The 21,373-nt window shown below is 68.8% G+C and carries 19 protein-coding genes; 9 read left to right on the forward strand and 10 right to left on the reverse strand.

The genetic code is table 11. The annotated features are described in order from the left end of the window. Positions 1-62: 62 nt before the first annotated feature. Positions 63-614, reverse strand: coding sequence for a transcriptional regulator NrdR (gene nrdR / locus FHR38_RS05220; protein WP_184539262.1), 552 nt, complete (start codon positions 612-614; stop codon positions 63-65). A gap of 265 nt (positions 615-879) precedes the next feature. Between nrdR and FHR38_RS05225 the strand changes: the two genes are divergently transcribed. Both FHR38_RS05225 and lexA read left to right on the forward strand, forming a co-directional pair. After that, entirely contained in the window at positions 880-1,056 is a 177-nt protein-coding gene (locus FHR38_RS05225) for a hypothetical protein (RefSeq protein ID WP_184533253.1), read from the forward strand. A gap of 256 nt (positions 1,057-1,312) precedes the next feature. Beyond that, positions 1,313-2,098: a transcriptional repressor LexA gene (gene lexA / locus FHR38_RS05230; RefSeq protein ID WP_376771384.1), complete on the forward strand. Its 786-nt coding sequence runs from the start codon at positions 1,313-1,315 to the stop codon at positions 2,096-2,098. Between the two features lie 66 nt (positions 2,099-2,164). On the opposite strand, the gene FHR38_RS05235 is transcribed toward lexA, so the two are convergent. Continuing rightward, positions 2,165-3,835 carry a hypothetical protein gene (locus FHR38_RS05235; RefSeq protein ID WP_246446323.1) on the reverse strand — a complete coding sequence of 557 codons (1,671 nt, stop codon included), beginning with the start codon at positions 3,833-3,835 and terminating at the stop codon, positions 2,165-2,167. A 64-nt stretch (positions 3,836-3,899) separates the two neighbouring features. After that, positions 3,900-5,336, reverse strand: coding sequence for a GTPase HflX (hflX, locus tag FHR38_RS05240; protein ID WP_184533255.1), 1,437 nt, complete (start codon positions 5,334-5,336; stop codon positions 3,900-3,902). A 341-nt stretch (positions 5,337-5,677) separates the two neighbouring features. Here hflX and FHR38_RS05245 point away from each other — a divergent pair, with 341 nt between their 5' ends. Next, positions 5,678-7,159: an NAD-dependent malic enzyme gene (locus FHR38_RS05245; protein ID WP_184533257.1), complete on the forward strand. Its 1,482-nt coding sequence runs from the start codon at positions 5,678-5,680 to the stop codon at positions 7,157-7,159. A gap of 111 nt (positions 7,160-7,270) precedes the next feature. On the opposite strand, the gene dapF is transcribed toward FHR38_RS05245, so the two are convergent. From dapF to FHR38_RS05260, 3 genes are read right to left on the reverse strand one after another with little or no spacing between them, the layout of a single operon-like run. Beyond that, on the reverse strand, positions 7,271-8,224 hold the full coding sequence (dapF, locus tag FHR38_RS05250; protein WP_184533258.1) for a diaminopimelate epimerase: 954 nt from the start codon (positions 8,222-8,224) through the stop codon (positions 7,271-7,273). Positions 8,225-8,271: 47 nt separating this feature from the next. Next, the gene (miaA, locus tag FHR38_RS05255; protein WP_184533260.1) at positions 8,272-9,189 is read right to left on the reverse strand and encodes a tRNA (adenosine(37)-N6)-dimethylallyltransferase MiaA; all 918 of its coding nucleotides are present in this window, start codon (positions 9,187-9,189) and stop codon (positions 8,272-8,274) included. Continuing rightward, complete coding sequence (locus tag FHR38_RS05260) at positions 9,174-9,968, reverse strand: class III extradiol dioxygenase subunit B-like domain-containing protein (protein WP_184539266.1); 795 nt, start codon at positions 9,966-9,968, stop codon at positions 9,174-9,176. Before FHR38_RS05260 ends, miaA begins: the two co-directional genes overlap by 16 nt. Before the next feature lie 211 nt (positions 9,969-10,179). Between FHR38_RS05260 and FHR38_RS05265 the strand changes: the two genes are divergently transcribed. After that, positions 10,180-11,388 (forward strand): DUF349 domain-containing protein, encoded by a 1,209-nt coding sequence (locus tag FHR38_RS05265; protein ID WP_184533263.1) that lies wholly within the window; start codon positions 10,180-10,182, stop codon positions 11,386-11,388. Positions 11,389-11,597: 209 nt separating this feature from the next. Here FHR38_RS05265 and miaB read toward each other — a convergent pair whose 3' ends face one another. Further along, positions 11,598-13,097, reverse strand: a complete 1,500-nt coding sequence (gene miaB / locus FHR38_RS05270) for a tRNA (N6-isopentenyl adenosine(37)-C2)-methylthiotransferase MiaB (RefSeq protein ID WP_184533265.1) — start codon at positions 13,095-13,097, stop codon at positions 11,598-11,600. A gap of 170 nt (positions 13,098-13,267) precedes the next feature. On the opposite strand from miaB, the gene FHR38_RS05275 reads away from it, so the two are divergent. Then, on the forward strand, positions 13,268-13,528 hold the full coding sequence (locus FHR38_RS05275; protein ID WP_184533267.1) for a DUF2277 family protein: 261 nt from the start codon (positions 13,268-13,270) through the stop codon (positions 13,526-13,528). Here FHR38_RS05275 and FHR38_RS05280 read toward each other — a convergent pair. Then, positions 13,477-13,959: a hypothetical protein gene (locus FHR38_RS05280; protein WP_184533268.1), complete on the reverse strand. Its 483-nt coding sequence runs from the start codon at positions 13,957-13,959 to the stop codon at positions 13,477-13,479. The two genes, FHR38_RS05275 and FHR38_RS05280, sit on opposite strands and share 52 nt — an antisense overlap. A 313-nt stretch (positions 13,960-14,272) precedes the next feature. Then, positions 14,273-15,289, reverse strand: coding sequence for a selenide, water dikinase SelD (selD, locus tag FHR38_RS05285; protein WP_184533270.1), 1,017 nt, complete (start codon positions 15,287-15,289; stop codon positions 14,273-14,275). A 235-nt stretch (positions 15,290-15,524) separates the two neighbouring features. Here selD and FHR38_RS05290 point away from each other — a divergent pair, with 235 nt between their 5' ends. From FHR38_RS05290 to FHR38_RS05305, 4 genes are all read left to right on the forward strand, one after another. Next, entirely contained in the window at positions 15,525-16,253 is a 729-nt protein-coding gene (locus tag FHR38_RS05290) for an amino acid ABC transporter ATP-binding protein (RefSeq protein WP_184539268.1), read from the forward strand. 58 nt (positions 16,254-16,311) lie between these two features. After that, entirely contained in the window at positions 16,312-17,163 is an 852-nt protein-coding gene (locus FHR38_RS05295; RefSeq protein WP_184533272.1) for a glutamate ABC transporter substrate-binding protein, read from the forward strand. An 82-nt stretch (positions 17,164-17,245) separates the two neighbouring features. Further along, positions 17,246-17,920 (forward strand): amino acid ABC transporter permease, encoded by a 675-nt coding sequence (locus FHR38_RS05300; RefSeq protein WP_184533274.1) that lies wholly within the window; start codon positions 17,246-17,248, stop codon positions 17,918-17,920. Next, the gene (locus FHR38_RS05305; RefSeq protein WP_184533276.1) at positions 17,920-18,813 is read left to right on the forward strand and encodes an amino acid ABC transporter permease; all 894 of its coding nucleotides are present in this window, start codon (positions 17,920-17,922) and stop codon (positions 18,811-18,813) included. The genes FHR38_RS05300 and FHR38_RS05305 overlap by 1 nt, the downstream gene beginning before the upstream one ends. 692 nt (positions 18,814-19,505) lie before the next feature. On the opposite strand, the gene rny is transcribed toward FHR38_RS05305, so the two are convergent. Further along, the gene (gene rny / locus FHR38_RS05310) at positions 19,506-21,275 is read right to left on the reverse strand and encodes a ribonuclease Y (RefSeq protein ID WP_184533278.1); all 1,770 of its coding nucleotides are present in this window, start codon (positions 21,273-21,275) and stop codon (positions 19,506-19,508) included. Between the last annotated feature and the right edge of the window lie 98 nt (positions 21,276-21,373).

Below are 21,373 nucleotides of genomic sequence, written 5' to 3' on the forward strand. Positions count from 1 at the left end.
TCGCCCCCTCGCGTGCGCACGGCCGACCGCCGCGCAACTGACTTGATCAAAAAGAACGGAAACTAACTGGTGCGACCGGCGGCCGATGCCGTGGCGGCCGGCTCGCTCCCGGCGTCGGGCCCGGCCGGTGGCGCGGTCTCCTCGGCCGAGCTGGCCTGGACTCGGGCCATCGCGGCGGCCCGCAACATCTCGATCTCGCGCTCGAAGTCGGCCAGCGAGTCGAAGGACCGGTAGACGCTGGCGAATCGTAGATAGGCGACCTCGTCCAGCTCGCGCAGTGGTCCGAGGATCGCCATGCCCACATCGTGGCTCGGGATCTCGGCGGCCCCCTTGGCCCGAATCGTCTCCTCCACCCGCTGGGCGAGCAGGGCGATCGAGTCCTCGTCCACGGGCCGCCCCTGGCACGCCTTGCGGACCCCCCCGGCTATCTTGGTCCGGCTGAACGGCTCGGTGACCCCGCTGCGCTTGACGACGGCGAGCACCGCCTCCTCGACGGTGGTGAACCGCTTGCCACATTCCGGGCAGGCCCGGCGGCGGCGGATCAGTTGGCCGTCGTCGGCCTCGCGCGAGTCGACGACCCGGGAATCGGCATGGCGGCAGTACGGGCACCGCATCATCGACCTCCTCGCTCCGCGCACGGCGTACCGCCCGCCGGGCAGCCGAAAGCCTCGGCGACACCGGTATGGTGATACGCCGTCGGGCTGGACTCTACGCGGGAGCGGTGGGTAGTTGACCCCAACCAGTGGGCAACTTACACGCCTGTGACTACTACATCTTGGGTTTGACCGTAGGCCGCAGAGGACGTCCGGTCAAGTTGACCCGCGTGGGCGTGACGCGCCTTTCACCCTCCCAACACCCCGGGCCGGCAAGCGGTTACCCATGGCCACAACCAACCCTGGCCCACCACCGCAGACCAGCCTCGGCCGACCGCAGGACAAGCGGGCCGAGCCGGTATGGAGCTGCGCGCTGGCGGAATGGATCCGGGGCGACGACCTGCCTCACCCGACCTACAACGATCACACCAAATACCGCCTATCGGACAGCGACGTACGATAGGCCTATCAGAACGGGTGTTCGAAGGTGGGACTTTGACCAGCGACACGCCGAGGCAGGTCGTACAGATGTTTGAAAATAGCCGATCTCACCTATACGGTCGTGAACAACCAACGTTGGTCGCCAGTTCGACGATCCGACGTCAGGTTGTCATTACGCAACAGAGCCCCATCAGGCAACAGAGCCCCGTTATGCATCAGAGCCCCATCACGCACCACGAGCCGCCGAGGCATTCCATCGCCGACCAGGGAGGACGGACGTGTCGACCGACGACCGGACGAGCCGGCAGGACCACTCACCGCAGACCGTCGCCGACACCGTGACCACACGCCGTCGGAGCGGAGGTCGAGTCCGGAGCACCGAGCCGGCTCTACGTGCCGTCACCCCGGTGGTGAGCACGTTCCCCGACCCGGTCAGCGCCGACCTGACCACCCGGCAACGCCGGATCCTGGAGTTCATCCGGAGCTGGGTGGAACGGCACGGCTACCCGCCGAGCGTCCGAGAGATCGGCGAGGCGGTCGGCCTGGTTTCCCCGTCGAGCGTCGCCTACCAGCTCAAGGAGTTGGAGCGGAAGGGCTTCCTGCGACGCGACCCCAACCGTCCCCGGGCGGTGGACGTACGCCCGCCCAGCGACCTGCTGGACGACGAGAACGGTCGGTCGCAGCGCCCCAAGCCGGCGTACGTGCCGATGCTGGGTCGGATCGCCGCCGGCGGGCCGATCCTCGCCGAACAGGCGGTGGAGGACATCTTCCCGCTGCCGCGCGAACTCGTCGGCGAGGGCGAGGTCTTCATGCTCCAGGTCAAGGGCGACTCGATGCTGGATGCGGCGATCTGCGACGGTGACTGGGTCGTGGTGCGTCAGCAGCCGACAGCCGACGTCGGAGACATCGTCGCGGCGATGCTCGACGGCGAGGCGACGGTCAAGACCTACCGCCGCCGGGATGGACACGTCTGGTTGATGCCACAGAACGCGGCATTCGACCCCATTCCCGGCGACGACGCGACCATCATGGGCCGGGTGGTGGCGGTACTACGCCGCATCTGACCGGCTACCCCGCATCTGACCGTCACGGCGCGCCAACACCGGCTGCTGGCGCGCCGTAACCAGATGTCAGCGATAGCGCTCGTCGCGGTAGCCGCCCGGCTCGGGTTGCCGGTTCGGCCCACGCCGGCCACCGTCATCAGGAACGCGGCTGTCACCCGGTCGCCTGGCCCCGGCCCGACCCTCGCCGGGGGCCTGCCCCCCGCCAGCCGGCCGGCCGTCGCCGTAGTAGCCGCCCGAGGACGTACGTCCCGACGCCTGGTTGCCCCCGTACACCGCGCCGGACGCCGATCCACCGCCGTAGACCGCACCACCGTCGGAATGGCCGCCGTACACCCCGCCACGCTCTTCTGGCCCTGGGCGACGCTGGCGCTGGCTCTCCGCCGCTTCGGGTCGTTGCGCCGCGCCCCGAACGTTGCCGCCACGGCTCGGCACGAAGGACGATTCCGACTGGTCACCCCGGCCGGCCTGCCCCCCGAACCAGGCATCCCGGTCGTCCCGCTGGTCGGGCGTACCGCCCCGCTCGTTACGCCGGTCCGGTTCCCCGCCCCGGTTACGGCCGTCCCGCTCGCCACGCCGGGTCGACGGGTCACCGTCGCTGGCCGCGCCCTGCGGACCGGACCCGTCATCCTTCTTGCCCCGCCGACTCGAATCGGGACCCCGTGGTTTGCGTCGGGACCGGATGATCCCGAAGACCCCGAAACCGACCAGCACCACGCCGAACAGACCCACTCCGATGATCAGATAGGTGATGTCGTCGAGGTCCAGTTTGTCGATCCATGACCGGCCGTCGGCGGGTTCCTCCGCCTCCGTCTTGGCGTCCACTGCCAACGTCTTCGACGGCGTGTAGCTCAGGATGGTGACCGGGGTGTCGTCGCCCAGGTTGCCGACGTCGGAGACGGTCAGGAAGGTGGCCCCATCCGGGGTGTAGCTGATGGATTCCCCGAACGGGTCGCCGAGCGGGGTGACCCGGGGGCGGCCCGTGGTCAGAGCCTTGACGACGTCGCCGTTGGTCACGTCGTACTCGAAGGCGTCCGCATAGGTGCGTACGACCACCCGGGACCCGTCGGGCGAACGCGCGGCCCCGGTGACGGCGATCCGACCGGCCGCCTGCAACGGGTTTTCCGTGGCCGTCTTCGGGACGGTCAGCTCCCCGACCGCCTTCATAGCGACCGGCTCGGTGTTGTTGGTCGGCAACTGCTCGGCGACGGTGAAGATCTCCGCCTTGCCGGTCGACTTGGTGATGATGATGGGAAGGTTGTCCTCGCCCATGATGAGGGCTTCCGCGTCCCGGGGCTTGTCGTCCGGGTAGCGGAGCCGGTGCAGTACCGGCTTCTTGGAGCCATCCACCGGCATGCTCCACAGCGCCACCCTCGTGCGGCGCTCGCTGTTGGTGGCGTTGTCCCCGATGTCGGCAATCCACAGCGTCTTACGGTCGGCCGACAGGGCCAGATCCTCGGTGTCGAACGGACCGTTGCCGCTGTATCCGACCGATTTGCTGCCCTTGCAATTGCTGTCGAGGTAGAAGACCTGCTTGCGGCTTTCGATCTCGGTGCCGTCGTTGACGACGATGTACCCGTCTTCGGTGGCCACCAGACCCGACAGCTCGCGCAGCCGGGGATCGTTGATCGTGCAGACCTTCTTGCCAGGTTCCACAGCGAACACGGGTGTGCCGGTCGCGACCAGGGTCACGCCAATCAGGCCGAGGGATAACGCGATCGAGGACACACTACGTCGCATTCGCTCAGTGTCGCACGATGCCCTCGATCGCCGGGGCGCAGCGTGATCCATAACCGTGGGTGCGTTACCGGGCACTCTCCATCACTCGATACGGTGCCAACTCCGCCGCCAGTGCCTCGTCCACCCGTACGTGCAGCACCGTCCCCTCGCCGGTGTGCGTACTGCCGAGCACCTCACCCCGCTGATGCACCCGGGCCACCAGGTCGCCCCGGTCGTACGGGAGGACCGCTCGTACCTCCACCGCTGGGCGGGGCAGCCGGCTCTCGATCGCCGCGCGTAGCTCGTCGATGCCCCGGCCGGCTCGGGCGGAGACGAACACCGCCTCGGGCCACTCCCGCTTGAGCCTCAGCAGGGTTTCCTCGTCGGCCGCATCGGTCTTGTTGACCACCAGTAGCTCGGGCAGTCGGTCGGCCCCCACCTCGGCGAGTACTTCGTGGACCGCCCGGACCTGCTCCTCCGGGTCCGGATGGGCCCCGTCGACCACGTGTACGACAAGGTCGGCGTCGGCCACCTCCTCCAACGTCGAGCGGAACGCCTCGACGATCTGGTGCGGAAGGTGCCGGACGAACCCGACCGTGTCGGAGAGGGTGTAGATGCGGCCGTCGGCCGCGTACGCCCGACGGGTGGTCGGGTCCAGGGTGGCGAAGAGGGCATCCTCCACCAGCACGCCGGCACCGGTCAGCCGGTTCAACAGGCTGGACTTGCCGGCATTGGTGTAACCGGCGATGGCCACCGCGGGCACCGCGTTACGGGAGCGTCGGGAGCGCTTGGTCTGGCGTACGGTGCGCATGCCCTTGATCTCCCGCCGCAGGCGGGCGATCCGGGTGCGGATCCGTCGGCGGTCGGTCTCCAGCTTGGTCTCACCGGGACCACGCAGACCCACGCCACCACCGGCACCACCGACCCGCGCACTACCACCGCTCTGCCGGGACAGGCTCTCACCCCAACCACGCAGCCGGGGCAGCAGGTATTCGAGCTGGGCCAACTCGACCTGCGCCTTGCCTTCCTTGCTCTTGGCGTGCTGGGCGAAGATGTCCAGGATCAGGGCAGTCCGGTCGACCACCTTGACCTTGGTCCGCTGCTCCAGGTTGCGCAGCTGGGACGGGGACAACTCGCCGTCGCAGATCACCGTGTCCGCTCCGGTGGAGAGGACAACCGTGCCCAGGTCGTCGACCTTTCCTCGGCCGATGTAGGTGGCCGGGTCGGGCCGGGTACGCCGTTGGATCAGCCCTTCCAGCACCTGGGATCCGGCGGTCTCGGCGAGCGCGGCAAGCTCGGTGAGCGAGTTCTCCGCGTCGGTGACCGACCCCTCGGTCCAGACGCCGACCAGAACGACCCGTTCCAGCCGCAACTGCCGATATTCGACCTCAGTGACGTCCGTGAGCTCGGTGGACAGGCCGGAAACGCGGCGCAGCGCGTTGCGATCCTCCAGCTCCAGCTCACCGGTGGTGGCGGCGAGTTCTTCGTCCGCCGTGGGAACGAAGCTCTCCTGGTGTCGCAAGCTGCTCTCCTGTCCGTTTGGTTCCGTGCCGATCAATCCTGACACGCATGGTCGCCAGACGCACCCGCTATATTCGCCCGGCCTCCCCGGGTGCTGAAGAGTTTCCCCTGTTGGCGGAGGGCAAAGCTCGGCTGCGCGACCTAGTCGGCTGTCCCGTCCCGGCGGACCTATGACAACACGGGGCGGCGAACCGGCGCCCCGTAGCCGATTCTCGGACCAGCAGCGCCCGAGATGCCCGAATTTCGCGATTGACCCGGGGTGCTGACAAGGCGCAAACGGTGCCGGGGAAGAATGCCAGGGCGGCGGCCGACCGACCGCCCCACCACAAACGGAGGGATCACGTGGCGACCACCCGCCTGCCGAGCGCCGGATTCTCGATCACCATCCGAATCGGCGTCACCGCCGACGCTTCGGCCATCGGCCGGCTGACCACCTGCGTAGGGGAAGCTGGCGCGATCGTCACCGCGCTGGACGTGGTGGACTCCGATCCGACGACCGTGATCGTCGACCTCACCTGCGACACCGCCGACTCTGGTCACGCCGACCAGGTGGTCGCGGCGTTGTCCGCCCTGGACGGGGTGGATGTCCGCAAGGTCTCCGACCGGACGTTCCTGCTACATCTCGGCGGCAAGATCGAGGTCGCACCCAAGGTAGCGCTGCGTACCCGGGACGAGCTGTCCCGGGCGTACACCCCGGGGGTCGCCCGGGTCTGTCTGGCCATCGCGGAGAACCCGGCCGACGCCCGCCGGCTGACCATCAAGCGCAACACGGTCGCGGTCGTCACCGACGGCACGGCCGTGCTCGGCCTGGGCAACATCGGCCCGGCGGCGGCGTTGCCCGTGATGGAGGGCAAGGCGGCGCTGTTCAAGCGGTTCGGCGGGGTGGACGCCTGGCCGGTGGTACTGGACACCACGGACCCGGACGAGATCGTCTCGATCGTGCGCGCCATCGCCCCCGGGTACGGCGGAATCAACCTGGAGGACATCGCCGCGCCGCGCTGCTTCGAGATCGAGGCGCGACTGCGGGAGCAACTGGACATCCCGGTCTTCCACGACGACCAGCACGGCACCGCGATCTGCGTCCTGGCCGCACTGACCAACGCGCTGCGGGTGGTGGGCAAGCAGCTCGCCGACGTACGGGTGGTCGTCTCCGGTGCCGGCGCGGCCGGTACGGCGATCATGAAGCTGTTGCTGCGCCAGGGTGTCGGCGACATCATCGCGTACGACCGGCAGGGTGCCCTGCACCGTGGGCTGCCCGACCTCAACCCGGCCTGGCAGTGGCTGGCCGAGAACACCAACAAGGACAACTACTCCGGTGACCTGGCCGGGGCGGTTCGGGGTGCGGACGTGTTCATCGGGGTGAGCGCCCCCAACCTGCTCACCGGCGACGACATCGCCGCCATGGCCAAGGATTCGATCGTCTTCGCACTGGCCAACCCGGACCCCGAGGTCGACCCTCGGGAGGCCCGTAAGCACGCGGCGGTGGTGGCCACCGGCCGGTCCGACCAGCCCAACCAGATCAACAACGTGCTCGCCTTCCCGGGTGTCTTCCGGGGCATGCTCGACGCACACGCCGAGGAGTTCACCGAGGAGATGGCGATCGCGGCGGCTCAGGCGATCGCCGACGTGGTGGGCGAAGACAAGATCAACCCGACGGTGATCGTGCCGAGTGTCTTCGATTCGCGGGTGGCTCCGGCGGTCGCCGCCGCGGTCCGGGCCGCCGCCCAGGCGCCGGCTCCCCCGCCGGCCGCCGACCCGGGTCCGGCCGACCTACCGGAGATCGCCGCCGAGAACGCAGCTCCGGCCAACCCGCTCTCCAACTGACCCAACCCGTTTGTCGAACTGACCGACGGCCGCCCCACTCACGCCGCCATTCGGCGTTGATCAAGAGGTGTGCGTCACGGTGGACCACAGAACGTGACGCACACCTCTTGATCAATCAGAGAGGACGATCGGGTCGATCTCGCCGTGGGCGACCAGCACCGCCGGGCCGGCGAGCCAGCAGCTTCCCGAGTCGAGGGTGATGGTCAACCGGCCCCCGGGCACGTCCACCGCCACCACCGCGGCGGTCATGCCGGCGTCCCGCGCCACCACCGCAGCGACGGCACAGGCCCCCGACCCGCAGGACAACGTCTCGGTCGAACCCCGCTCGTAGACCCGCATCCGCACGTGCAGGTCGGCACCCTCGACCGGTGAGGCCGGAGTGACGAACTCGACGTTGGCCCCGGCGGGGAAGAGCGCCGGGTCGAATCCCGGTGCGCGGGTGAGATCCAGGTCCGCCAACTCGACACCATCGGGCAGGACACACACCAGATGCGGGTTGCCGCAGTCCACCGCCGTACCGGGCAGGGTCAGCCCGTCGACAGTAGCCGCCCCCTGGTCGAAGAGCCGGGGCGACCGCATGTCGACCGCGATGTCCTGCTCGCGAACCAGCGCGCGCACCATGCCGGCCCGGGTGAGTACCGGAAGGCCACCGTCGACCGGCTCGGCGAGCTTGGTGTCGACCAGATAGCGGGTGAAAACCCGTACCCCGTTGCCGCACATCTCGGCGATCGAGCCATCGGCGTTCCAGTAGTCCATGAACCACTCCGCCGTACCGGCGTCGGCGTCGGCGTCGGTGTCGGTGTCGGTGTCGGTGTCAGTGTCGGAAGCGGAGGCGGCGTCAGAGGCGGAGGAGGCGGCGTCGAAGGCGGCGGCGTGCGAAGCGGCCAGCCGGGCTGCTTCCGGATGGTGTGGGACGCGTACCACGCGGAGCACGCCGTCGGCACCGATCCCGCGCCGCCGGTCGCAGAGCGCGGCGACCAACTCCGCGGTGAGCGGAAGCTGCCCCTCCGGATCGGGCAGGATGACGAAGTCGTTGCCGGTGCCGTGGCCCTTGGTGAACTTCACGGCTCCATCATCCAGGACCACTCTGCCCGCCCCGCCACCGTCCCCGATCAGCGAACCGGTGCGTCCAGTGCCTCGAGCGCGGCGTCGAGCAGGTCCGGACGGGCCGCGTCGAGCCAGACGATGCCGGGATCACGGCGGAACCAGGATCGCTGGCGACGGACGAACCGGCGGGTCGCCCGTACCGTCTCGGTGTGCGCCTCCGGCTCGGTCAGCTCCCCGTCGAGGAAGCGCAGCACCTGCTGGTAGCCCAAGGCCCGACTGGCGGTACGTCCCTCGCGCAGTCCCCGGTCCACCAGTGTCCGGGTCTCGTCGACCAACCCGGCCGCCCACATCCGGTCCACCCGGGTGGCGATCCGCTCGTCGAGCAGGGCGGTGTCCAGGTCGACGCCGATCCGCACCGACTCGTAGTACGGCTTCGGATCGGGCAGGGACGCGGTGAACGGCGCACCGGTGAGCTCGATCACCTCCAGCGCCCGTACGATGCGTCGACCGTTGCCGGGCAGGATGTTCGCGGCGGCAGCCGGGTCGGCGGCGCGCAGCCGCTCGTACAACGGTGCCGGACCGACCTCGGCCAGCTCCGCCTCCAGCCGCGCCCGCACTCCGGGGTCGGTGCCGGGGAACTCGAACTCCTCCAGTACCGCCCGGACGTACAGCCCGGAGCCGCCGACCAGCAACGGGACCCGACCCCGGGCCAGGATGTCGTCCACGGCGGCGCGGGCCAGGCGCTGGTATTCGGCCACGCTCGCCGGTTCCGTGACGTCCCAGATGTCCAGCAGGTGGTGCGGCACCCCCTCGCGCTCGACCGGGGTCAGCTTGGCTGTGCCGATGTCCAGGTCCCGATAGAGCTGCATCGAGTCGGCGTTGACCACTTCACCGTCGAGCGCCTGGGCCAGGGCGATGCTCAACGCCGACTTGCCGGCCGCGGTCGGGCCGACGACCGCCACCACCGTCATGCCGGCAGCCATTCGGCGACGAAGTAGGCGACCCCGTAGGGCACCGCGTAGTAGGTAAGCTCGCCCCGCCACGCTCCACCGGCCGCCCGGACCGCACCGGCCAGCACCTGCCAGGGGGCACGACCGGCCACCAGCAGCTCCGCCGAGAGTCCCGGGTCCAGGCTGAGCAGGGCGTCCGGGTCCGCGCCGGCCAGGGCCGAGGCAACCCCGTCGTCGTACGACCGAGCGCGCGGGTCGGCGTACCCCGGTGCCTTCTCACCGCGGCAGGCAGACCCGTCCCCCATCACCAGCAGCGCCACCCGACGGTCGGAACCGGCGGCGCGGCCGGTCGACTCGGTGGCATGGTCGGAACCGGCGGCGCTGCCGGGATTGGCCGCGTTGCCGAACTCGGCGGCGAGCTGCGCCCCGATCCGGGCGCACGCGATGGCCGGCTCGTCCGGCGCGACCGCCTGCCCGAGCCGCAGGCACTTCGCCCCGCCCCGGTGCATCAACCAGGCACCGATCTGCACGCTCAACGGCAGGCGCGGGCCACCAGCACAGTTGACCTTCGACAGGTGGATGCGCCGGTCCAGCCCGTACGGCCGCAGGCTGCCGTAGTCGGCCGCCCGCAACCTGATGGTCTCCGGCCCACCACCCACCACGAAGACGACATCCGGTTCGGCGGCCAGTAGCCGGCCGACGGCGGCGGCGCAGGCGGCGCGAAGATCGTCCAACTCCGGGGCCGCCGTTCCGGCGATCTCCGGAACGATCAGGGGCGGATGTGGACAGACTGCGGCGGCGACCAGTGGCACGCTCCCACCGTAGCCGGCAGCGACCGACACCCCGACTCCTACCACCCGGCACCGGTCTAGGACACCGTATGGTCACGGTCGACCTTAGGCGCTCGACGCGGACCGGGTTGGACCTGTGACAATGCCGGGAGAAACTTTACGGTAACTGGCTGCGCAACGGCGGTGATCGTCGGGACTTCCCCGACGGCGCCGGGAGAACGAGGATGGGCACATGAGCGACTGGACTGCCTTCGGACGGGTGGACGCGGACGGCACCGTGTACGTCAAGACGGCCGAGGGTGAGCGTGTGGTCGGTTCCTGGCAGGCCGGAGCGCCGGAGGAGGGGCTGGCGCACTTCGCCCGCCGCTTCGCCGACCTGGTAACCGAGGTCGATCTGACCGAGGCCCGGCTCAACTCCGGGGCCGCCGACGCCGCGCATTCCCTGACCACCGTCCGCCGGATCCGCGCCTCGCTCGCCGAGGCGAACGTGGTAGGCGACATCGACACCCTCGCCGCCCGGCTGGACAAACTGGCCACCATCGCCGAGGAGAAGGCCGGCGAGGCACGGGCCGCCCGCGAGGTGGCCCGTACCGAGGCCCTGGCCCGCAAGACGGCCCTGGTCGAGGAGGCGGAGAAGCTGGCCGCCGAATCCACCGGCTGGAAGACCGCCGGGGACCGGCTCAAGGAGATCCTCGACGAGTGGAAGAGCATCCGGGGCGTCGACAAGAAGACCGACGGTGAGCTGTGGAAGCGGTTCGCCGCCGCCCGGGACGGCTTCACCCGTCGGCGCGGTGCCCACTTCGCCAGCCTGGACGCCCAGCGTAAGCAGGCCCAGGGTGTGAAGGAGGAGCTGGTCACCGAGGCCGAGGCCCTGTCCGAGTCGACCGACTGGGCGGTGACCGCCAACCGGCTCAAGGAGCTGATGACCCAGTGGAAGGCGGCTCCCCGCGCGGCCAAGGAGGCCGAGCAGAAGCTCTGGGAGCGGTTCCGCGCCGCCCAGGACGCATTCTTCACCCGGCGTAGCGAGGTCTTCTCCGCCCGGGACTCCGAACAGCGGGGCAACCTGGAGCGCAAGCAGGCGCTGCTCGCCGAGGCCGAGGCGCTCGACGTCGACAGCGACCCACGGGCGGCGCAGAACAAGCTGCGCGAGATCCAGGGACAGTGGCACGATGCGGGCCGGGTGCCGCGCGAGGCTGCCGCCACCCTGGACCGGCGGATGCGGGCGGTGGACGAGAAGGTCCGGCAGGCGATGGACTCCGCATGGCGGCGTACCGAGCCCTCAGCCAACCCGCTGCTGGCCCAGATGCGGGACCAGGTAGCCGAGGCCGAGCAGCGGCTCGCCCGGGCCCAGGCGGCCGGTGACGCGAAGCGGATCCGCGAGGCCGAGTCGGCGCTGGCCGCCAAGCGGCAGTTCCTCCAGCTTGCGGAGAAGACCGCCTAGCACGTTTCCGGGTTCGGGGCGGTGCGCGGTTGGTTTCGAGTGGAGTGCCCGCTCAGGGCGGTCAGGCTTGATCCCTTCGCCGGGCACTCCGCCCCGAACCCCAAGCCGGAGTCCGTACCGCACCTCAGCTCAGCCTGCGTAGAACGGCGGCTGGGCCAGCATCGGATGCTGGCTCAGCCGCCGTTGGCGTTTTCGGCTGTCGCGCGTGCTCAGCTGTCTACGGAACAGGCGGGTGCGGGGGCCAGCGATACGGCCGGTGCGCCGATCGTGGGCAGTCCGAGCAGCACCCCTGGCGTACGCGGGGTCCGGCCCGCCTCGGCGGCGTCACCGGCCCGGGTACGCCGGTGCGACAGCGGCTCACCGTCGGCGTTGAGGTGGTGCGGGGCCGCATAGGTCACCGTGGTGTGCACGATGTCGCCGGGGCGGATCTGCCCGGCGAACGAGCCGGCGTCGAAGTGCACCAGTCGGCCGTCCCTGGCCCGGCCGGAGAGCCGCCCGGTCCGCTCGTCCTTGCGCCCCTCGCCGACCGCGACCAGGACCTCGACGGTCTCGCCGACCAGCTTCTTGTTCTCCGCCCAGGTGATCTCCTCGACCGCCGCGATCAGCCGCTCGTAGCGCTCCTGGACGATTTCCTTGGGCAGTTGGCCGTCCATGGTCGCGGCGGGGGTGCCGGGGCGCTTGGAGTACTGGAAGGTGAACGCGGAGGAGAACCGGGCCTGGCGTACCACGTCCAGGGTGCGCTGGAAGTCGGCCTCGGTCTCGCCGGGGAAGCCCACGATGATGTCGGTGGTGATCGCCGCGTCGGGCATCGCGGCGCGGACCTTCTCGATGATCCCCAGATACCGTTCGGCCCGGTACGACCGGCGCATCGCCCGCAGTACGTCGTCGGAACCGGACTGCAACGGCATGTGCAGCGAATGGCAGACGTTGGGTGTCTCGGCCATCGCCGCGATCACGTCGTCGGTGAAGTCCTTCGGGTGCGGGCTGGTGAACCGGACCCGTTCCAGCCCTTCGATGTCGCCGCAGGCACGCAGCAGCTTGCCGAAGGCGAGCCGGTCGCCGAACTCGACGCCGTAGGAGTTGACGTTCTGGCCGAGCAGGGTCACCTCCGAGACGCCCTCGGCGACCAGTGCCCGCACCTCGGCGAGGATGTCGCCGGGGCGGCGGTCCTTCTCCCTGCCCCGCAACGAGGGCACGATGCAGAAGGTGCAGGTGTTGTTACAGCCGACGGAGATCGACACCCAGCCGGCGTAGGTGGACTCGCGTCGGGCCGGCAGGGTGGACGGGAAGACGTCGAGGGATTCGAGGATCTCCACCTCGGCGGCGGCGTTGTGCCGGGCCCGGTCCAGCAGGATCGGCAGCGACCCGATGTTGTGGGTGCCGAAGACCACGTCGACCCAGGGTGCCTTCCGGACGATCTCCCCTCGGTCCTTCTGCGCCAGGCATCCCCCGACCGCGATCTGCATCCGGGGGTTCTTGTCCTTGACCGGGCGCAGGTGGCCGAGGTTGCCGTAGAGCCGGTTGTCGGCGTTCTCCCGTACCGCGCAGGTGTTGAATATCATCACGTCGGGCTCGGCCGACTCGGCGGCCCGGACATAACCGGCCTCTTCCAGCAGGCCGGAGATCCGCTCCGAGTCGTGCACGTTCATCTGGCAGCCGTAGGTGCGCACCTGGTAGGTGCGGGGGCTGTCGGGGGTTGCGGTAGTCATGGCCCTGACAGAGTATCCACACCATCGGGGATCCGTCCGGGCCGAGGACCGGTGAACGACCACGAGCCCCGCGACAGGCGGTCGCAGACTCCGCGACCGGGCGAGCGACCGCAGGCTGAGCCGGACCCGCACGAGGCCGGCAACGAGGAACACCGGGCGAGGAGACGATCATGTGCCGGAGCATCAAGACGCTACGTGAGCCCTACGTCGACGAGGTCACCGACGTCGACATCGAGGCCGCCGCGTTGCAGTACGTCCGCAAGATCAGTGGGTTCCGGGCACCGGCGGCACACAACGCGGCGGCCTTCGATGCCGCCGTCGCCGCGGTCGCCGCCGCCACCCGGACCCTGCTCGACCAGATCGAGGTACGTGGCCGGGGTCACGCCGCAGCGAGCGCCGGCACGACCGAGTCTGGTGCCCATCGGGACTGATGACACTGTGACCAGCCCCGACATCGTGGGCTGACGTTGGTGCAGAGGCGGCGGTTGGTCAATGCCTCGCCCTCCTCGGTGTCCCGCACGTCCAGATGCACCGGCCGGGTCATTCCGTCCGGGGCGACGAGCAGGTAGCGGCCGGGGTCGAAGGTGTCGTCCGGCAGCAGGCAGTGTCGGTCCAGTCGCCGGGCGAACGCCGCGATTGTCGCCGGCTCGGACCGACCGGCCGGCACGCCGTAACAGTCCACCGCGGTCGGGAACTCTCCTGGTGGTTGCCAGACGTCGCAGAGCACGGCGTCGAGCGGAAAGCGCGCCGGGTCGGCCGCACCGAGCGGCATCACCGGCAGGCCGAATAGATCGGCGAGTGCGGAGTAGATCTCCATAGGAGCGACATGGCCGTCGATCCTCCAGTTCCACAGCTCGGTCACGCTGCCTCCTCGCTGTGCTCAGTCACGGTCTCCGAAGCGGGCCCCACCTCACGATGGTGACCGGCGAACGGGACCGAGTGGGGCCAAGTTACCGGTCTGTGACCATTTCCGCCGAAATCCGACTGTGACCCCACCAGTCCGGCACCACTGTGGGTGATCAGAGACTGACACCGTATCGCGAGCGAAGCACTCGATTGCATATCTCGATTCGGCGATTTCCTCACGTTGTGCAGCAAAATACCCAGAACCGCGATGTTGCTGGTGGACAGTGCGGCTCGCCGGGCACCTGCGCACAGCCGGTACGGCGTGTCCGTCAGCGTACGAGCACCATCGACTCCCCCCGGGGAAGCAGTTCGCCCACGACCGTCCCACCCGGAACCTCGCCCACGAGCAGCAGCCCACCGGAGGTCTGCGCGTCCGCCAGAAGCAGCCGGTCCGCTTCGGAAACCCCGTCGAACTCGGTCCACGGCGAGACCCAGTCGAGGTTGCGCCGGGTGCCCCCACTGACGAAACCATCCCGTACGGCCTCCCGGGCACCGTCGAGGTAGGGCACCCGGGCCGACTCGATCACCACGGTCAGTCCGCTGGCCCGGGCCAGCTTGGACGCGTGACCGAGCAGCCCGAACCCGGTCACGTCGGTGCCACATCGGATACCGGCCGCCACCGCCGCCCGTGCGGCTTCCCGATTCAGGGTGGACATCGCCGCCACCGCCTGCGGAAACGGCTCACCGGTCGCCTTGTGCCGGGAGTTGAGCACCCCGACTCCCAACGGCTTGGTCAGGGACAGTGGTAGGCCCGGCCGCCCCGCGTCCAGCGTGATCAGCTCGTCCTGCCGGACCGTACCGGTCACCGCCAGGCCGTACTTGGGGCCGTCGTCGTCCACGCTGTGCCCACCGGCGAGATGGCAGCCCGCCTGCCGAGCCAGGTCGTGGCCACCCCGGAGCACCTCGGTAGCCAACTCCAGCGGCAGCACCTCCCGGGGCCAGCAGAGTAGATTCAGCGCGACCAGGGGACTCCCGCCCATCGCGTACACGTCGGAAAGGGCGTTGCAGGCGGCGATGCGCCCCCAGTCGTACGGGTCGTCGACGACCGGGGTGAAGAAGTCGACGGTGGCCACCACCGCGGTCCCGTCGGCCAGGGCGACCACCGCCGCGTCGTCGCCGTGGTCCAGCCCGACCAGCAGGCTGCCGCTCGTCCGACCGTCGACACCGAGGACGTCCGCCGGCGGGGTGAGCCCCAGTCCGGCGACGATGGTCTCCAACTCCCCGGGCGGGATCTTGCACGCGCAGCCACCGCCCCGGGCGTACTGCGTCAGGCGTACCGGTTCCATACACGGCTCCAATCCGGTGACCGATGGTTACCACCATCAGCTCCTGTCCCAGAAAACGGCTATTCGACGCAGCCGGCGACGTTCCTCAACCAGCAACCGATGGTGTTACCGCTCCGTGACCAACTTAGGTCGCGTTCTGACATGCGGGCCCGCCTAGAGTTGCCCCACCAGAGGTGAACCACCTCAGAATTGGCCCTTGACAGGATGGTGGAAGACGGTGACGACGGGCGACCCACTGATCGTGCTCACGGCGGTCAACAAGTGGTACGGGCCGCTACACGTGCTTCGCGACGTCGATCTGACGATCGGCAGGGGTGAGGTCGTAGTGGTGATCGGCCCGTCCGGCTCCGGCAAGTCGACCCTCTGCCGGACGATCAACCGGCTGGAGACGATCAGCTCCGGCTCGATCACGTTCGACGGGCAGCCGCTGCCGGCTGAGGGGCGGGCTCTCGCCCGGCTACGCAGCGAGGTCGGCATGGTGTTCCAGTCGTTCAACCTCTTCGCGCACAAGACGATCCTCGAGAACGTCACGCTCGGTCCGATGAAGGTCCGCAAGGAGAAGCCAGCCGCCGCCCGGGAGCAGGCGCTCGCGCTGCTCGACCGGGTGGGCATCGCCAACCAGGCGGACAAGTTCCCGGCCCAACTCTCCGGCGGACAGCAGCAGCGGGCGGCGATCGCCCGTGCCCTGGCGATGAAGCCCAAGGCGATGCTCTTCGACGAGCCGACCAGCGCGCTCGACCCGGAAATGGTCGGTGAGGTGCTCGACGTGATGACCTCCCTCGCTCGCGAGGGCATGACGATGGTGGTGGTGACCCACGAGATGGGGTTCGCCCGGCACGCCGCCAATCGGGTCATCTTCATGGCCGACGGCCAACTGGTCGAGGACGCTCCCCCGACCGAGTTCTTCGCCAACCCGCGCAGCGAGCGGGCGAAGGACTTCCTGTCCAAGATCCTGACGCACTAGGCGTCCGTTGCGGAGCACGTCATCCCCCGACGGGCTCCTCCGAAGAAGGAGAGAAGGAATGCGGATCAAGCGCGTGGCGGCGATCGCCGCGATCGCGGCACTTTCGCTCGGCGTTACGGCCTGCGGCGGCGGTGACGAGGGCGGCACCGGCGCAAGCGGGATCGTCGGCAAGGCGCAGAAGGACAAGAAGCTGGTCATCGGCGTCAAGTCCGACCAGCCTGGCCTGGGCTTGCAGACCGGCAGCAACTACGAGGGCTTCGACATCGAGATCGGGAAGATCATCGCCAAGGGCCTCGGCGTCGACCCGGCGAACATCGAGTGGAAGACCACGGTCTCCAACAACCGTGAGCCGTTCATCCAGCAGGGCACGGTCGACCTGGTGATCGCGACCTACACGATCAACGACGACCGGAAGAAGAAGGTCAACTTCGCCGGGCCGTACTACATCGCCGGGCAGGACCTGCTGGTGAAGGCGGACTCCACCATCGCCGGGCCGGAGGGCCTGGAGGGCAAGAAGGTCTGCTCGGTCAGCGGCTCCACGCCGGCCAAGAAGATGCAGACCGACTACCCGAAGGTGCAGCTGCAGCAGTTCGACTCGTACTCGAAGTGCGTCAACGCGCTTGAGGGCGGGCAGGTCGACGCGGTGACCACCGACGACATCATCCTGGCCGGCTACGCCGCCCAGTCGCAGTACGCGGGCAAGTTCAAGGTCGTCGGTAAGCCCTTCACCAGCGAGCCCTACGGCATCGGCCTGAAGAAGGAAGACAAGGCCGGCTGCGAGAAGGTCAACGAGATCCTGAAGACCGCTGCCTCGGACGGCTCCTACAAGGCCGCCTGGGACAACACCCTCGGCAAGAGCGGCACCCCCGCGCCGACGCTGGACACCAGCAAGCTGACCAACTGCGGCTGAAGTTAGTTTCCCCGGGGTCGGCGGCCATCGGCCGCCGACCCCGACCCTCGACTGGCGAAGATATGCTCCGGGGAGCGAAGGCATGCATGTATTCACCGATCCGGTGAACCTCGACGCCTATCTGTCGGGTTTCCTGTGGATCCTCAAACTGACCGGCGCCTCGGCGCTCTTCTCGCTGGTCATCGGCGTGCTGTTGGCCGCCGCACGGGTGTCCCCCATTCCCGTCCTGCGCGCCTTCGGCGCCGCCTGGGTGAACATTTTCCGCAACACCCCGCTAACGCTGATCATCTTCTTCTGCTACTTCGGCCTGTACACCACGCTGGGCTTGGTGCTCTCCGACGACCTGAACCTGAACAACTACTGGCTCGGTGTACTGGGTCTGTCGGTCTACACGGCGGCGTTCGTCTGTGAGGCCATCCGGTCCGGCATCAACACGGTCAACGCCGGTCAGGCCGAAGCCGCCCGGGCCATCGGCCTGACCTTCGCCCAGACGCTGCGGATCGTGATCCTGCCGCAGGCCGGGCGGGCGGTCATCGCGCCGCTGGGCAGCGTCCTCATCGCGCTCTGTAAGAACGCCACGATCGTCGGCACCATCGGCGTCATGGAGTCGTCGAACGTGATGAAGGACCTGATCAACGAGAACGGCGACGCGGTAATCCCGATCTTCCTGGTCTTCGCCGGCACCTTCGCTGCGGTGCTGGTGCCGACGGGCTACTTCTTTGGCTGGCTGGCCAACCGACTGGCGGTGAAGCGCTGATGAGCAGCAACACGGTCCTCTACGACCACCCCGGACCTCGGGCACGGGTACGCAACGCGGTCCTCACCGTCGTCTTCAGCATCGCCATCGCGGGCCTGCTCTGGTGGATCTACTCGAAGTTCGATGAGAAGGGCCAGTGGGAGGCGCGGCTCTGGGAGCCGTTCACCGAGCCGACCACGTGGACCCAGTTCATCCTGCCCGGTCTCCAGCAGACCCTCATGGCCGCGGCGACCGGCATGGTGCTCTCGCTCGTCTTCGGCATCGTCTTCGCCGTCGGCCGGCTCTCCGACCACAGGTGGGTCAGCATCCCGGCCGGCGTCGTCGTGGAGTTCTTCCGCGCCGTGCCGCTGCTGCTGATGATCTTCTTCATCTTCTACGGCGTGCCGTTCCTGACCCAACAGCCGATGTCCGCCTTCTGGTCGGTCGTAATCGGTCTGACGCTCTACAACGGATCGGTGCTGGCCGAGGCGTTCCGCGCCGGCATCCACTCGTTGCCGCGGGGACAGTCCGAGGCGGCATTCGCGATCGGTTTGCGCAAGGGCCAGGTCATGCAGATGATCCTGATCCCCCAGGCGGCCCGGGCCATGCTGCCGGTGATCGTGAGCCAGCTCGTGGTCCTGCTCAAGGACACCGCGCTGGGCTACATCGTCGCCTTCCCCGAACTGCTCCAGCGCGGCGTCAACGACCTTGGTGCCAACTACGGCAACATCGTCGCCGCCGCGATCGTGGTCGCCGCGATCTACATCGTCATCAACTCGATGCTCACCATGCTGGCGGGCTGGCTCGACCGGCGTAGCAAGCGCCGGGCCTACCGGATCAGCAAGACCACGACCGTTCCGATGCCGGCCGTGGCCCAGGTGGGTGGTGCCGGCGAGAAGGCCGGCGACGACTGACCCTGGCCGTCCACACGGCCCGATCAATGCGGGGAACGCCCCCGACGCTCTTCTTCCACAGGGCGTCGGGGGCGTTCCTCATCTACTGGCACGACGTTGCTAACCGCATCAACGGCAGTTGACCGGCGAGGCGCGGGAATCACACCCGCTCAACCACGAAACACTAGGGCTATCAGCGAAATTCGACCCAGTGGTCCACGACCCACGAGCCTTCGGCACAAATCGTCTTGGAGATAGCCGGAGCGTTCACCCAACCGCCGTACCTGCTATAGCGGCTCCCATTGTTCTCCTCGCACCTGGCGACGATCCGGTACTGGCTGATAACGGTACCCTCAGCACAGTGGGCCCATGCTTCCCGGTCGTTCGTAAGAACAAAGTTGTAGCATTCTGGAGCCGCACTGGCCGGCGCTTCGGCGAAAACTCCCACCGCCCCGGTCGCCGCAAGGCTTAGAGCGACAAAGGTGCCTGCGACTGCACCCTTTTTTCTAGAGGACATGCTCGCGCTCCGTTCGCGATTAAACATAATGGAATAGACATTCCGCGCGGTCGCTGGGCTTCGTTGCCAAACCCATTTACTTCCTTGATCTTGCCGGCTTCAAAAAGTTTAAAGATCAGCCTCATTGATGTCAATGCGCTGTCGCGTCCGCACTGTCCGTACAGGGGCGGGCCTGTACCACCCCGGTGGGGTCCGTTCAGCGGGCGATCTCGGTGGCGCGGGACTCGCGAACCACCGTCACCCGGATCTGACCGGGATAGGTCAGCTCCTCCTCGATCTGCTTGGCCACATCCCGGGCCAGCACCGCCGCCCCGATCTCGTCGACCTCCTCCGGGCGGACCATCACCCGGATCTCCCGTCCCGCCTGCATCGCGAAGACCTTCTCCACCCCGGCCTTCTGGCCGGCGATCTCCTCGATCCGCTCCAGGCGCCGAACGTACGCCTCAAGGCTTTCCCGGCGCGCGCCCGGCCGACCACCGGAACACGCGTCGGAGGCCTGGGTCAGCACCGCCTCGATGGTCTGCGGCGGTACCTCGTTGTGGTGCGCCTCGATGGCGTGCACCACCTCCTCGGACTCACCGTACTTACGGGCCAGGTCCGCGCCGATGAGCGCGTGGCTGCCCTCGACCTCGTGGGTGAGCGCCTTGCCGATGTCGTGCAGGAACGCACCCCGCTTGATCGTGGTCGCGTCCAGGCGCAGTTCTGCCGCCATAATTCCGGCAATATGCGCCGTCTCCACCAGGTGCTTGAGCACGTTCTGCCCGTACGACGTCCGGTAGCGCAAGCGGCCGAGCAGGGTGACCAGCTCCGGGTGCATTTCGGTGATCCCCACCTCGACCAGCGCGTCCTCCGCCGCGCGCAGGCAGAGACGTTCCACCTCGTGCCGGGCAGTGTCGAAAACCTCCTCGATGCGGTGCGGATGGATCCGGCCGTCCAACACCAACTTCTCCAGGGTCAGCCGGCCGATCTCCCGACGCACCGGGTCGAAGCAGGACAGCAGCACCGCCTCCGGCGTGTCGTCGATGATCAGGTTGACTCCGGTCACCGATTCGAAGGCGCGAATGTTGCGCCCCTCCCGACCGATGATCCGGCCCTTCATCTCGTCACCGGGCAGGTGCAGCACGCTGACCACGCTCTCCGCGGTCTGCTCGCTGGCCACCCGCTGGATCGCGTCCACCACGATGTGCCGGGCCCGCTGCTCGGCGGTGGCGCGCGCGTCGGACTCGATGTCCCGGATCAGGATCGCCGCTTCCCGCTTGGCCTGCCCTTCGACCGCCTCGACCAACTCGGACCGGGCTGCTTCAGCAGTCAGGCCGGCGATGCGTTCCAACTCGCGCCGGCGCTGCTCCTCCGCCTCGGTCAGGGCGGTCTCCCGTTCGGCGAGCGCGGCTTCCCGGGCGGCCAACTCGGCGGAGGCTGCGGCCAATCGCCGGTCGCGTTCGGCGAGCCGTTCGACCTCCTCGGTGTGTAGCCGTTCCCGCTCGTCCATCCGCTGGGCTCGGCGCTCCACCTCGGACGCCTGTTCCTTGATCGTGGAAGCGAGGAGGGCGACTTCTCGCTCTCCGCTGCGCCGGGCCGCCGCGCGGACCTGGTCGGCGTCGGCCTCGGCCTGACGGTGTGCCCGCTCCAGTACGGTGTCCGCCTCTGTCCGGGCGGCGTCGAGCACCCGCCGGGCCTCGGCGCGGGCGGCGCTCGCCTCCGCCTTGGCGGCGGCGACCTCGGCGCGGGCCATGGCCACCTCGGACTTCGCCACATCGGCGGTGGAGGTCGCCTCGTCCGCGGCGGTACGCAGTGCGGCCAGTGATTGTTCCTGGCGATCCTTCTCGGCGACGAAGTCGCTGTTGTCGGCCGTGGTCGAGGTGGCGGTCAACCGGCGCAGGGCTCGTAGGCCGGTGAACAGTCCCACCAGGACGAGGGCGGCCAGGAGCACGGTTGTGGTGAGCAGGCCCACGTCCAGCGCGCTCATGCTGACGGCCCGCCTCGGTCGAACCCGATGCTGCCGGTCCCGCTACCCCTCATGGCCGCCTCCCCCTACCGCCCACGCCGTAGGGCCGACCCTTGTGG

This window comes from Micromonospora polyrhachis (assembly GCF_014203835.1).
Lineage (GTDB): Bacteria > Actinomycetota > Actinomycetes > Mycobacteriales > Micromonosporaceae > Micromonospora_H > Micromonospora_H polyrhachis.

Bases quoted from the DNA above. Each gene is read 5' to 3' on its own strand.
- nrdR (WP_184539262.1), bottom strand. From the start codon at position 614: ATGCGGTGCCCGTACTGCCGCCATGCCGATTCCCGGGTCGTCGACTCG.
- FHR38_RS05225 (WP_184533253.1), top strand. From the start codon at position 880: ATGGCCACAACCAACCCTGGCCCACCACCGCAGACCAGCCTCGGCCGA.
- FHR38_RS05235 (WP_246446323.1), bottom strand. From the start codon at position 3,835: ATGCGACGTAGTGTGTCCTCGATCGCGTTATCCCTCGGCCTGATTGGC.
- miaA (WP_184533260.1), bottom strand. From the start codon at position 9,189: ATGGCTGCCGGCATGACGGTGGTGGCGGTCGTCGGCCCGACCGCGGCC.
- FHR38_RS05265 (WP_184533263.1), top strand. From the start codon at position 10,180: ATGAGCGACTGGACTGCCTTCGGACGGGTGGACGCGGACGGCACCGTG.
- miaB (WP_184533265.1), bottom strand. From the start codon at position 13,097: ATGACTACCGCAACCCCCGACAGCCCCCGCACCTACCAGGTGCGCACC.
- FHR38_RS05275 (WP_184533267.1), top strand. From the start codon at position 13,268: ATGTGCCGGAGCATCAAGACGCTACGTGAGCCCTACGTCGACGAGGTC.
- selD (WP_184533270.1), bottom strand. From the start codon at position 15,289: ATGGAACCGGTACGCCTGACGCAGTACGCCCGGGGCGGTGGCTGCGCG.
- FHR38_RS05295 (WP_184533272.1), top strand. From the start codon at position 16,312: ATGCGGATCAAGCGCGTGGCGGCGATCGCCGCGATCGCGGCACTTTCG.
- FHR38_RS05300 (WP_184533274.1), top strand. From the start codon at position 17,246: ATGCATGTATTCACCGATCCGGTGAACCTCGACGCCTATCTGTCGGGT.
- FHR38_RS05305 (WP_184533276.1), top strand. From the start codon at position 17,920: ATGAGCAGCAACACGGTCCTCTACGACCACCCCGGACCTCGGGCACGG.
- rny (WP_184533278.1), bottom strand. From the start codon at position 21,275: ATGAGCGCGCTGGACGTGGGCCTGCTCACCACAACCGTGCTCCTGGCC.